The organism is Kitasatospora griseola (genome assembly GCF_044999035.1).
In the GTDB taxonomy this organism is placed as follows: domain Bacteria; phylum Actinomycetota; class Actinomycetes; order Streptomycetales; family Streptomycetaceae; genus Kitasatospora; species Kitasatospora griseola.
In genome coordinates this window covers 2,559,902-2,572,340 of record NZ_CP173360.1, presented here as the reverse complement: position 1 = coordinate 2,572,340, position 12,439 = coordinate 2,559,902, and the positions used below count along the sequence as shown (strand labels likewise).

General features: G+C 71.3%; 6 protein-coding genes. 3 read left to right on the top strand and 3 right to left on the bottom strand.

Annotated features, from left to right (window positions below; translation table 11 throughout):
* Window positions 1-36: 36 nt before the first annotated feature.
* Window positions 37-1,119, bottom strand: a complete 1,083-nt coding sequence (locus ACI1MP_RS11685) for a pyridoxal-phosphate-dependent aminotransferase family protein (protein ID WP_404868624.1) — start codon at window positions 1,117-1,119, stop codon at window positions 37-39.
* A gap of 117 nt (window positions 1,120-1,236) precedes the next feature.
* Here ACI1MP_RS11685 and ACI1MP_RS11680 point away from each other — a divergent pair, with 117 nt between their 5' ends.
* Entirely contained in the window at window positions 1,237-2,322 is a 1,086-nt protein-coding gene (locus ACI1MP_RS11680) for an amidohydrolase family protein (protein WP_380344688.1), read from the top strand.
* A gap of 212 nt (window positions 2,323-2,534) precedes the next feature.
* A complete protein-coding gene (locus ACI1MP_RS11675; protein ID WP_404868623.1) occupies window positions 2,535-3,212 on the top strand; it encodes a uracil-DNA glycosylase in 678 nt (225 codons plus the stop codon).
* 52 nt (window positions 3,213-3,264) lie between these two features.
* Here the strand turns inward: ACI1MP_RS11675 and ACI1MP_RS11670 are convergent, their stop codons facing one another.
* Entirely contained in the window at window positions 3,265-5,043 is a 1,779-nt protein-coding gene (locus tag ACI1MP_RS11670) for a non-ribosomal peptide synthetase (protein WP_404868622.1), read from the bottom strand.
* Window positions 5,044-5,140: 97 nt separating this feature from the next.
* Complete coding sequence (locus tag ACI1MP_RS11665) at window positions 5,141-5,353, bottom strand: MbtH family protein (protein WP_380344679.1); 213 nt, start codon at window positions 5,351-5,353, stop codon at window positions 5,141-5,143.
* Between the two features lie 649 nt (window positions 5,354-6,002).
* Between ACI1MP_RS11665 and ACI1MP_RS11660 the strand changes: the two genes are divergently transcribed.
* Window positions 6,003-12,419 carry an amino acid adenylation domain-containing protein gene (locus ACI1MP_RS11660; protein WP_404868621.1) on the top strand — a complete coding sequence of 2,139 codons (6,417 nt, stop codon included), beginning with the start codon at window positions 6,003-6,005 and terminating at the stop codon, window positions 12,417-12,419.
* The last annotated feature ends 20 nt before the right edge of the window (window positions 12,420-12,439 follow it).

The following is a 12,439-nucleotide window of genomic DNA, read 5'->3' as shown; positions in this document are numbered from 1 at the left end:
GCCTGTACCTGCCAGTCGCTGGACTGCGGCGTGCCGTCAGATTGCTCGCTCCCAGGCCTCGGTGGCCGCCGTGACCGCAGCCGCGGCCGGGACGCCGGTGGCCTGGGCGAGCGACTCAAGGGCGGCGACGACCGTCTCGGCGGTGGCCGCCGGGCCGTAGTGGTTGAGGCGCAGCATGGTGGAGGCGAGTGCGCCGCCGCCGGCCTGGATCGGCAACTGCGGGGCGTGGCGGCGGAGTTCGGCGGCGAGTTCGGTCGCGTCCAGGCCCTCGGCGGTGCGCAGCGTGGTGGCGACCGGGGCGGCGTGCTCGGCGAGCCGGACGAACGGGGCGACGGTGCCGAGGGCGGTGGCGCCCGCGCGGGTGGCGGCGGCCGCGGCGCGGTGCCGGGCGATCACCGCGTCGAGGGTCTCGGCGGTGATCGCGTCCAGGCAGGCGTCCAGCGCGAGCATCTCCAACTGGGCGGGGGCGTGCGGCAGTTGGGTGCGGCCGGCGTCGGTCCAGCGGGCCTTCCAGTCGAGCAGCGAGAGGTAGGAGCGGCGCGGCGCGGCCGGGTTGGCCTCGATCCGCTGCCAGGCGCGCTCGCTGACCGAGACGGCCGAGACGCCGGCCGGGCCGCCCATCGCCTTCTGGCCGCCGATCACGCACAGGTCGATGCCCCAGGCGTCGGTCAGCAGCGGTTCGGCGGCCACCGAGGCCACCGCGTCCAGCATCAGCAGCGCGCCGTGCTCGCGCACCACGGCGGCGATCTCGGCGACCGGGTTGGTGTTGCCGGTGGCGGCCTCGGCGTGCACCAGCGAGACGAAGTCGATCTCCGGATCGGCACGCAGCGCGTCCGCGACCTGCTCGGCGGTGACGGCGGCGTCGAACGGCGCGGCCAGGTCGACCACCTTGGCGCCCGCGTCGCGCAGCCAGCCGCCGAAGGTCTGGCCGTACGGGCCGGTGATGACGTTCAGCGCGGTCGAACCCGGGTGCGCCGCGCCCTTGATCGCCGCCTCCAGCGGCAGCAGCGCCTCGCCCTGGGTGACAATCACGTCGGCCTGGGTGTGCAGCAGCGCCGCCACCTTGTCCTCGATCGCGGCGAACTGGGCGGCGGTCATCGGCGGGAGGTCGAGCAGCATGCGGGGAGGCCTTTCGGGCAGCGGAGGATTTCGCCGGGGCGACGAAGGGGTCGCCGTCGGACAGTCTGCCGCAGATCGCCCCGTGCGCCCGCACAGGTGCCGAGTACAGTGCCAGGCATGACAGACGGTGGGGTGCTGCACATCAAGGGCCGGGTACTGGTCGGACCGGAGGACGTCCGGGACGAACTCTGGGCGGTGGACGGCCGGGTGACCTTCGCGCGGCCCGCCGCCGAACCCACCGCCACCCTCACCGGCTGGGCACTGCCCGGCCTGGTGGACGCCCATTGCCACGTCGGACTCGACGCGCACGGCGCCGTCGACCGGGCCACCAGCGAGAAGCAGGCCCTCACCGACCGGGACGCCGGCACCCTGCTGATCCGCGACGCCGGCTCCGCCGCCGACACCCGGTGGATCGACGAGCGCGCCGACCTGCCGAAGATCATCCGGGCCGGGCGGCACATCGCCCGCACCCGCCGCTACATCCGCAACTACGCGCACGAGATCGAGCCCGGCGACCTCGCCGCGTACGTCACCGCCGAGGCCCGGCGCGGCGACGGCTGGGTCAAGCTGGTCGGCGACTGGATCGACCGCGGCGTCGGCGACCTCGCCGCCTGCTGGCCCGGCGACGCGCTCACCGAGGCGATCGCCGCCGCGCACGCCGAGGGCGCCCGGGTCACCGCGCACTGCTTCGCCACCGAATCGCTGCCCGACCTGCTGGCGGCCGGCATCGACTGCATCGAGCACGCCACCGGCCTCACCGAGGAGCTGATCCCCGCCTTCGTCGAACGCGGCGTGGCGATCGTCCCCACCTTGGTCAACATCGCCACCTTCCCGACCCTCGCGGACGGCGGCGAGTCCAAGTTCCCGCAGTGGTCCGCGCACATGCGCCGCCTGCACGAGAACCGCTACGCGACGGTGGGCGCCGCCCACGACGCCGGCATCCCGATCTACGTCGGCACCGACGCGGGCGGCTCGCTCGCCCACGGCCTGGTCGGCGAGGAGGCGCTCGAACTCACCAAGGCGGGTCTGAGCCCCACCGAGGCCCTCGCCGCCGCCACCTGGTCCGCCCGCGAGTGGCTCGGCCGCCCGGGCCTCACCGAGGGCGCCCCCGCCGACCTGGTGGTCTACGACGCCGACCCGCGCGCCGACCTGCGGGTGCTGGGCGCGCCGAGGCACGTCGTGCTCAACGGCGCGGTGGTGTGAGTACACCGGCACCCGCCACCTCGGCCCGGACGAACGCGTCGACGGACGGCCGCACACGCGGTGGCGGCCGAACTGATCGGCGCCGCGGTGGCGGCAGCGCTCCGGGCGCCCTTCCATTTCGCGAGCCCCCGCACGCCCGACGACGGCGCCTTGCGGCGGGTGCGTCCGACCTCGTGAACTGGCGTTGTCGGTGCGGCCGATAGGCTTCCGTCATGGCTGCTCGACCCTTGCACGAAATCGTTGAACCCGGCTGGGCCCAGGCCCTCGCACCGGTCGCCGGACAGGTCGCCGCGATGGGCGACTTCCTGCGCGCCGAGATCGCGGCCGGCCGCACCTACCTGCCGCCGGGGCCGCAGGTGCTACGGGCCTTCCAGCAGCCGTTCGCGGACGTCCGGGTGCTGATCGTCGGGCAGGACCCGTATCCGACGCCGGGCCACGCCGTCGGCCTGAGCTTCTCGGTCGGCGCGGACGTGCGGCCGATACCGCCGAGCCTGGTCAACATCTACCGGGAGTACAGCAGCGACCTCGGCTTCCCGCCGCCGTCCAACGGCGACCTGACGCCGTGGGCGAACCAGGGCGTCCTGCTGCTCAACCGGGCCCTCACCACCCAGACCCGCAAGACCAACGGCCACCGCGGCAAGGGCTGGGAGGCCGTCACCGAGCAGGCCATCAAGGCCCTCGCCGCCCGCGGCGGCCCGCTCGTCGCCGTCCTCTGGGGCCGCGACGCCCGCGAGCTGCGCCCGTGGCTCGGCCAGGTCCCCAGCATCGAATCGCCGCACCCCAGCCCCTACTCCGCCGACAGCGGCTTCTTCGGCTCCCGCCCGTTCAGCCGCGCCAACGACCTGCTGGTCCGTCAGGGCGGCCGGCCCGTCGACTGGCGTCTGCCCTGACGGAGCGTCGACCCGGGAGGGGCGGGCCCGCTGCGACCCGCCCCCGGAGCGGCTATCGGAGCGCCGTGATCGCTGCGCAGTAGCCCCGGAAGTCCGGGTGCTCGAAGACGGCGCTGACCGGGGCGGCGGCGGTGAGCTGCTTGCGCACCTTCAGGGTCATCCGGGTCGCCTTGAGCGAGTCGCCGCCGAGGGTGAAGAAGTCGTCGTCCGCGGCGACGTCGGTCAGGTGCAGCACCTGGCACCAGATGTCGCGGAGCAGATCGACCCGCGGGTCACCGCTCCCCTGCGGCGGCGCCGTGACCGCCACGGCCTCCGCTCCGCCGTCCGCGAGCGCCGCGAGCAGCGCCTTTCGGTCGGCCTTGCCGGTGGGGCCGGAGGGGATGCCCGGCACGGTGCTGAGCCTGGGCAGCATGTGCGCGGGGAGAGTGTCCTTCAGGTACTGCTGGACCTCGGCTTCGGAGGTTCCCCCGGCCAGTACGACGAAGGCGCGCAGGACCGGCTCGGAGTCGGTCCGGTCCAGGGCCGCTGCCGCGTCGAAGACTCCGTGGCACTGCCGCAGGACGGCCTCCAGCTCGCCCAGTTCGACCCGGTAGCCCCTGATCTTCACCTGGTCGTCGGTGCGGCCGAAGAACTCCAGGGTGCCGGCCGCGGTGCGCCGGGCACGGTCGCCGGTGCGGTAGATCCGCACCGCCTCCGACTGCCCGGGAGGGGTGAAGGAGACGAACCGGTCGGCCTGCTGCTCGGGCGCGTTCAGGTAGCCGCGGGCGACCTGGACGCCGGACACGCAGATCTCGCCGGTCTCCCCGTCCGACACCGGTCGGAGCCCGTCGTCGAGCAGGAAGACCGGGCAGTTCGGGAACTCGGCGCCGATGGTGGGCAGGCTGTCGGCCCTGACGTCGGCGAAGGTCACGGCGACGGTGCACTCGGTGGGGCCGTAGAGGTTGAACACCGCGACGCCCTCCAGGCCCTGGAGCGCGGCCCACAGTGAGCTGTCGGTGCTCTCGCCGCCGACGATCAGCACCCGGAGGGACCGCAGGGCATCGGCGTGGCCGGCCATCAGCAGCGCCCTGATCTGGGTGGGCGTCGCGTCCAGCAGCTCGATCCGATGCTCCGTCAGGAAGGCTGCCATACGGTCGGGATCGCGCCGGACCGAGGGGCTGACGAAGTACAGGGTCCGACCGAAAGCGATATGGACCAGATCGGACACCGCGGAGTCGGTGATCAACGGATTGTTGACGCATATCCGTCGAACGGGCCGGTCCAGCGGACCGTAGAGGGCCGCCTCGTAGTTGGCCGTCATTTCGGCCAGGTTGCCGTGCTCGACCAGAACGCCCTTCGGTCGACCCGTGGAACCAGAGGTGTAGATGATGTAGGCGAGGTCATTCGGTGCTGGTGTGACTGGTGTTTCGAACCGCTCCGGAGCAACCTGCACGGGCGCACCGGTGTCGTCCAGTTCGACGATCCGGACGCCGGGCTGATCGACGGCCGTCCCCTTCGCCACGATCAGCACCTGCGCCCGGCAGTCGTCGAGCACGTAGCGGAGGCGGTCGGAAGGCACCTGGAGATCGAGCGGGACGTAGGTGCCGCCCGCGCTCCAGACGCCGAGCATGGCGACCGGCACCCCGGCACTTGGTGCGAGACATGACACAACGGACTGCTCGGGGCCGATCCCGAGGCTCCGCAGCACCGCCGAGAGACGCTCCACCCGATCCGCCAGCTCCGCGAAGGTGAGCGACACCTCCCCGGACACCACGGCGGTCCGGTCCGGCCATGACTCCGCGCTCCGCCGGAACTCTGCGAGCACGGAGGACTTGCTGTTTTCCTGAATCACGATTCCCCGCTTCCTCTTCGGCCGATTCCGGTGGGCCCGACCGCAGCCGACTCCCGCGGAGTCCGACCGGACATTCCACGAAATGCGATGCCTGCTGCTACCGGGCCCGTCCGGATTCGGCGAGAGAGCGCGGACGCATGTCGATCCAGTTCTCCCTGACGTATTCGAGACAGGTGGCCCGGGTTTCGTTCTCGACGACCACTTCCCAGCCGTCCGGAATCCCGGTGCCCTGCGGCCACAGCGAATACTGCTGCTCCTCGTTCACGAGCACCAGGTAACGGGCCGAATCATCCTCGAACGGGTTTGGCATTTCGAATCTTCCTTTCAGGGTGACGCCGGCCGGACACGGCGGGGTCTGCTCGGGAGAGAAATGCGGCCGACGGGGGGCGGGCAGGTCGGAGGCGGTCGAGGTGTGACCGAGGACACCCGCTCGCCGGCCGGGCCGCCGGGCCGGAAGCCGCACGTCACGGCCTGCCGGCACCCGCTCCTCCCCGAAGCTCCCCCTTTCGACCACAAGGCGCGTGTATCCGACAAAATCGGGCAGCTCTTTGTTCGGTCCAGGGGCCGACCGGCACTGTGGCACAGCACCGGGACGGTCGGCAACCATCGAAAATAAACCGCTTGACACGCCGCCGCCCCGACGATCCGAGCAACTTCGATCAACTGTTGACATCAACCCGCCAAGTTGGCAAGCTAACCGCTCGCTGATCTTCCTCGCCGGCCCGGCGCCTCCCTCTCGGAGGTGCGGCCGACTTGACGGATTCTTGGCAAACATTTGACCCCGTAGGGGGTTGCTGCACCGGGGGGTGATCGCGGCACATGCGCATGTGAATTACTCGTGCGCGAATTCATCTCTCCATTGTTCTGGAGCCTTCGTACGGCTGTGCGGGAGGTCCGGCGGCGCATCGCGCCGTGGGCGGGCCCCTGCTGGTTCGTCCTGTCCGTGAAAGGGAGCATCAGTGTCTTCGTCCCACCCGCAGGACGCGCCGGACCCGACCGTGTGGAACGCGACCGAGGCAGACTGCCCCGACGCGTGCGTACATGAGCTGTTCGAGGCGCAGGCGCGGCGCACCCCCGGGGCCACGGCGCTGCTCTTCGCCGACGACGAGGTCAGCTACGCCCAACTGGACGCCCGCGCCGACGAGATGGCGCGACGGCTGGTGCGCCGCGGAGTGTGCCCCGGCGCGGTCGTCGGCGTCCATCTGGAGCGCAGCCCCGACATGGTGGTCGCCCTCCTCGGCGTCCTCAAGGCCGGGGGCGCGTACCTGATGCTCGACCCCGCCTTCCCGGCCGGCCGGCTGGCGACCGTCGTCCGCGAGGCGTCGGTCGAACTGGTCGTCACCGGGCTCGGGCCGGCGGAGCGGTTCGACTGGCCGGGCGTCACCTTCCTTGAGATGTCCGCCACTTCGGAGTCCGGGCCGGATCCCGAGACGGCCACCGCGGTGGTCGGCGCCGAGCCCGACGACCTCGCCTGCGTGATGTTCACCTCGGGATCCACGGGCACGCCCAAGGGTGTGGCCACCTCGCACCGGGCGATCGTCGGCTTCTTCCACGACCGGGAGTTCACCCGGTTCGGCCCGGACGCGGTGGTCCTCCAGTGCTCCCCCGTCTCCTGGGACGTGTTCGCGCTGGAACTGTTCGGCCCGCTGCTGGCCGGCGGCGCCTGTGTGCTCCAGGCCGGCCAGATCCCCGAGCCGGCGGAGATGGCGGCGCTGTCCGTCCGGCACCGGGTGACCACCACGTACATGTCGTCGAGCCTCTTCAACTTCATGGTCGACGAGCACCCGGAGGCGTTCGACACCGTCCGGCTGGCCTTCACCGGCGGCGAACCCGTCTCACCCGCCTACGTCCGCCGAGCCCTCCGCGAGTTCCCGGAGCTCCGCGTCGTCAACGGCTACTCGCCGCTCGAGTGCACGATCCTGTCGGTCTGTCAGACCGTGCGCGCCGAGCACGGCGAAGGCCGGACCGTGCCGATCGGCCGCCCGATGGCGAACATGCGGGTGTACGTGTTGGACGGTGGGCTGCGGCTGGTCCCGCCGGGTGTGGTGGGGGAGTTGTACGTGGCGGGGGCGGGGTTGGCGCGTGGGTACGCGGGTCGGCCTGATCTGACGGCGGAGCGGTTCGTGGCGGATCCGTTCGGTGCTGCGGGGGAGCGGATGTACCGCACGGGTGATCTGGTGCGGTGGAACACGCGTGGTGAGCTGGAGTTCGTCGGTCGTGTCGACCATCAGGTGAAGGTGCGGGGGTTCCGGGTCGAGCCGGGCGAGATCCAGGCAGTGATCGAGCTCGACCCGACGGTCCGTCACGTGGCGGTGGTGGTGCGGGAGGACCGGCCTGGTGACAAGCGCCTGGTGGCGTACGTCGTTCCCCAATCGGGTGCGGCGGTGGATGTCGCGGGGCTGCGGGCGCTGGTCAGCGGGAAGCTGCCGGACTACATGGTTCCGTCGTTCTTCGTGGTGCTGGACCGGCTTCCGGTCACGCCGAACGGAAAGCTGGACCGAGGGGCGTTGCCGGCGCCGGACACTGTGTTGACGGCGGAGGGGCGTGCTCCCCGGACTCCCGCCGAGCGTGCGCTGCATGCGCTGTTCAGCGAGGTGCTGGGGGTGACGGGTGTCGGGATCGACGACAACTTCTTCCACCTGGGCGGCCATTCGCTGCTGGCGATGCGTCTGATCAGCCGGGTTCGCTCGACGCTCGGCGCCGATCTGGGCATTCGCGACCTGTTCCGGGCGCCGACGATCGCGGGGATCGCGGAGACCCTCGCCGCCGCGGACACTCCGGTGCGCGCGGCCGGCACGCTCGCGCCCGTCGCCCGGACGGCGCACCCTGTTCCGTCGTTCGCGCAGCAGCGGCTCTGGTTCCTCACCCAGCTCGAAGGGCCGAGCTCCACTTACAACATCCCCATCTCCCTCCGCCTGACCGGCGCGGTGGACGCGGACGCTCTCCAGGCCGCGCTCGCCGACGTCACCCAGCGCCACGAGACCCTGCGCACCGTCTTCCCGTCCGTCGACGGCCTGCCCTACCAGCACGTTCTCGACAACGAGCACGCGCGGCCCACTCTTCGCCGCATCGCCTGCGTGCCGGAGGAGTTGGAGCGCAGCCTCACTGACGCAGCTGCCGACACCATCGACGTCACGACCGAACCGCCGTTGCGTGCTTCGCTGTTCACCACCGGCCCGGATCAGCACACTTTGCTGCTGGTGCTGCACCACATCGCCGGTGACGGCTGGTCGATGCGTCCGCTGATGGACGATCTCGCGACCGCCTACGCGGCGCGCGTTCGCGCGAGTGCCCCGGACTGGGCGCCGTTGCCGGTGCAGTACATCGACTACAGCGTCTGGCAGCGCGAGACCCTCGGCGACGAGAACGACCCCACCAGCCTCCTCGCCCGCCAGGCCGAGCACTGGGTCACCACCCTCGCGGGCATCCCGCAGGAGCTCGAACTCCCCACCGACCGGCCCCGCCCCGCGATCGCCGGCTACCGCGGCGCGGAGGTGACCCTCACCACCACCCCCGACCTCCACCGGCGGCTGCTCGCGCTGGCCCGCGCCCATGACAGCACGCTGTTCATGGTCCTGCAGGCGGCCGTCGCGGTTCTCCTCACGCTCTCCGGTGCGGGCGAGGACATCCCGATCGGCACCCCGGTCGCCGGACGGACCGACGAAGACCTCGACGACCTGGTCGGGTTCTTCGTCAACACCGTGGTCCTGCGGACCGACACCTCGGGCAACCCGACCTTCGCCGATCTCCTTTCGCGGACCCGCACCGCCGATCTCCAGGCCTACGACCACCAGGACATCCCGTTCGAGCGGCTCGTCGAACTCCTGAACCCCGAACGCTCGTTGGCCCGTCACCCGATCTTCCAGGTCATGGTCGCCCTACTGGACGCGGGGCTCGCGGTGCCGGAGTTCCGGCTGCCCGGGGTCGAGGCCGAGATCTTGGCCCAGAGCATCGACATCGCGAAGTACGACTTCTCCGTGGACTTCGAGGACCTCCGGGACGGGGACCGCGAGCCGGCCGGTCTGCGGATGGTGCTGGAGTACGCGACCGACCTGTTCGAGCACGCCACCGTCCAGGCCATGGCCGAGCGGCTGCTCCGCCTCCTGGAGGGCGTGGCCACCGACGCCACCCGACGCCTCGACCAGCTCGACCTGCTCCTCCCGGAGGAGAGCCGGCGGCTGCTGGTCGACTGGAACGGGCCGAGCACGGCCGAGACGCCCCTCGATCTCCCGGCGCTCGTCCGGAAGTTCGCGTCGGAGCGCCCGGACGCCGTCGCGGTCTCGGACGCCTCCGGGAACCTGACCTACCGTGAGCTGGCGCGGACCGCGGATCGGATCTCCGGTCGGCTGGCCGCCGCGGGCGTGGGGCCGGACGCCCTGGTCGCCGTGCTCGCGGATCGCGGCCCCTGGTTCGTCGCCCAGGTGATCGGCATCCTGGGCGCGGGGGCGGGATACATGCCGCTCGACCCCGGCACCCCGCTGCCCCGGGCGGCGCAGATGCTGGGTGACGCCGGTGTGCGACACCTGGTGGCCGCTCCCGAACTCGCGGAGAGCGCGGCGGCGATCGCGTGCGCGACTGTGCACGAGGTCGTTCTGCCGGACACCGACGTCCCGGCCGACACAGCGTCCTGGACGCCGCCGGACCTCCGCGACACGCCGGACTCGCTCGCCTACGCGGTCTTCACCTCCGGTTCGACCGGGCGGCCCAAGGGCGTGCTCATCCCGCACCGCGGGCTGTCGAACCACCTGGAAGCGGTGATCGAGCTCTACGGTCTCGACGAGAACGACGTCATCGCGTTCAACGCCCCGCTGACCTTCGACGTGTCGATCTGGCAGACCCTCACGCTGCTCGCGGTCGGTGGCCGGGTCCACATCATCGACAACGACACCGCGCGCGACCCGCTGGACCTGCTGGCGAGCGTCGAGAAGCACGGGATCACCGTGCTCCAGATCGTCCCCGTCCTGCTGCGGGCGATCCTGGACGAATGGGACGTGGATGACAGCAGCACGGCACGCCTCGCCGGACTGCGCTGGATGCTCGTGCACGGGGAGGCGCTCCCCCCGGACCTGGTCGGTCGGTGGTTCGCGCGGTTCCCGGACACCCCGCTGGTCAACGTCTACGGGCCGGCCGAGTGCTCGGACGACGTGTCGATCTCGGTGATCACCTCGGAGGACTCCCTCAACGGCGCACGTGTCCCCATCGGCAAGCCGCTCGTGAACATGCGGGTGTACGTGTTGGACGGTGGGCTGCGGCTGGTCCCGCCGGGTGTGGTGGGGGAGTTGTACGTGGCGGGGTCGGGGTTGGCGCGTGGGTACGCGGGTCGGCCTGATCTGACGGCGGAGCGGTTCGTGGCGGATCCGTTCGGTGGTCCGGGGGAGCGGATGTACCGCACGGGTGATCTGGTGCGGTGGAACACGCGTGGTGAGCTGGAGTTCGTCGGTCGTGTCGACCATCAGGTGAAGGTGCGGGGGTTCCGGGTCGAGCCGGGCGAGATCCAGGCAGTGATCGAGCTCGACCCGACGGTCCGTCACGTGGCGGTGGTGGTGCGGGAGGACCGGCCTGGTGACAAGCGCCTGGTGGCGTACGTCGTTCCCCAATCGGGTGCGGCGGTGGATGTCGCGGGGCTGCGGGCGCTGGTCAGCGGGAAGCTGCCGGACTACATGGTTCCGTCGTTCTTCGTGGTGCTGGACCGGCTTCCGGTCACGCCGAACGACAAGCTGGACCGGGCGGCGCTCCCCGCACCCGACACGACGCTGACCACTCCGGGCCGAGCTCCCCACACCCCCGCCGAGCGTGCGCTGCACGCGCTGTTCAGCGAGGTGCTGGGAGTGTCGGGTGTCGGGATCGACGACAACTTCTTCCACCTGGGCGGCCATTCGCTGCTGGCGATGCGTCTGATCAGCCGGGTTCGCTCGACCCTCGGCGCCGATCTGGGCATTCGCGACCTGTTCCGGGCGCCGACGATCGCCGGAATCGCGGAGACGCTCACTGCGGCCGGCGCGCCTGCCAGGGAGGTGGGCACGCTCGCGCCCGTCGCCCGGACCGCCCATCCCGTTCCGTCGTTCGCGCAGCAGCGGCTCTGGTTCATCGCCCAGCTCGAAGGGCCGAGCTCCACCTACAACATCCCGGTCTCCGTCCGGCTGACCGGCGTGGTCGACGCGGATGCCCTCGAAGCGGCGCTCGCCGATGTGACGCAGCGCCACGAGACTCTGCGCACGATCTTCCCGTCCGTCGACGGTCTGCCCTACCAGCACGTTCTGGACAACGAACATGCGCGCCCCGTGCTGCGTCGTGTCTCCTGCACGGTCGAGGAGTTGGAGTCCGCGCTGGTCGGTGCCGCGGCGGAGGTGATCGACGTCACGACCGAACCGCCGTTGCGTGCTTCGCTGTTCACCACCGGCCCGGATCGGCACACTTTGCTGCTGGTGCTGCACCACATCGCCGGTGACGGCTGGTCGATGCGTCCGCTGATGGACGATCTCGCGACCGCCTTCGCGGCGCGGACCCGTGGCACCGCCCCGAGTTGGGCGCCGTTGCCGGTGCAGTACATCGACTACAGCGTCTGGCAGCGCGAGACCCTCGGCGACGAGAACGACCCCAGCAGCCTCCTCGCCCGCCAGGTCGAGCACTGGGCCGCCGCTCTCGCGGGCATCCCGCAGGAGCTCGAACTCCCCACCGACCGGCCCCGCCCGCCGATCGCCGGCTACCAGGGCGCGGTGGTCACTCTCACCGCCACTGCCGATCTTCACCGGCGGCTGCTCGCGCTGGCCCGCGCCCATGACAGCACGCTGTTCATGGTCCTGCAGGCGGCGGTCGCCGTTCTCCTCACGCTCTCCGGTGCGGGCGAGGACATCCCGATCGGCACCCCGGTCGCCGGACGGACCGACGAAGACCTCGACGACCTGGTCGGGTTCTTCGTCAACACCGTGGTCCTGCGGACCGACACCTCGGGCAACCCGACCTTCGCCGATCTCCTTTCGCGGACCCGCACCGCCGATCTCCAGGCCTACGACCACCAGGACATCCCGTTCGAGCGGCTCGTCGAACTCCTCAACCCCGAACGCTCGTTGGCCCACCATCCGATCTTCCAGGTCATGGTCGCGCTGGAGGGCGGGAGCACCGCCGAGCCGGAGGAGGGTGTCTTCGTGCCCGAGGCGGTGCGGCTGCCGATCGCGAAGTTCGATCTCACGGCGAGCTTCGAGGACCTCCGGGACGGGGACCGCGAGCCGGCCGGTCTGCGGATGGTGCTGGAGTACGCGACCGACCTGTTCGAGCACGCCACCGTCCAGGCCATGGCCGACCGGCTGCTCCGCCTCCTGGAGAGCGTGGCCACCGACGCCACCCGACGCCTCGACCGACTCGACCTGCTCCCCTGACCGACATCAGAGGCCTTCCG

Coding starts and splice junctions, on each gene's coding strand:
- ACI1MP_RS11685 (WP_404868624.1), bottom strand. CDS start 1,119: ATGCTGCTCGACCTCCCGCCGATGACCGCCGCCCAGTTCGCCGCGATC.
- ACI1MP_RS11680 (WP_380344688.1), top strand. CDS start 1,237: ATGACAGACGGTGGGGTGCTGCACATCAAGGGCCGGGTACTGGTCGGA.
- ACI1MP_RS11675 (WP_404868623.1), top strand. CDS start 2,535: ATGGCTGCTCGACCCTTGCACGAAATCGTTGAACCCGGCTGGGCCCAG.
- ACI1MP_RS11665 (WP_380344679.1), bottom strand. CDS start 5,353: ATGCCAAACCCGTTCGAGGATGATTCGGCCCGTTACCTGGTGCTCGTG.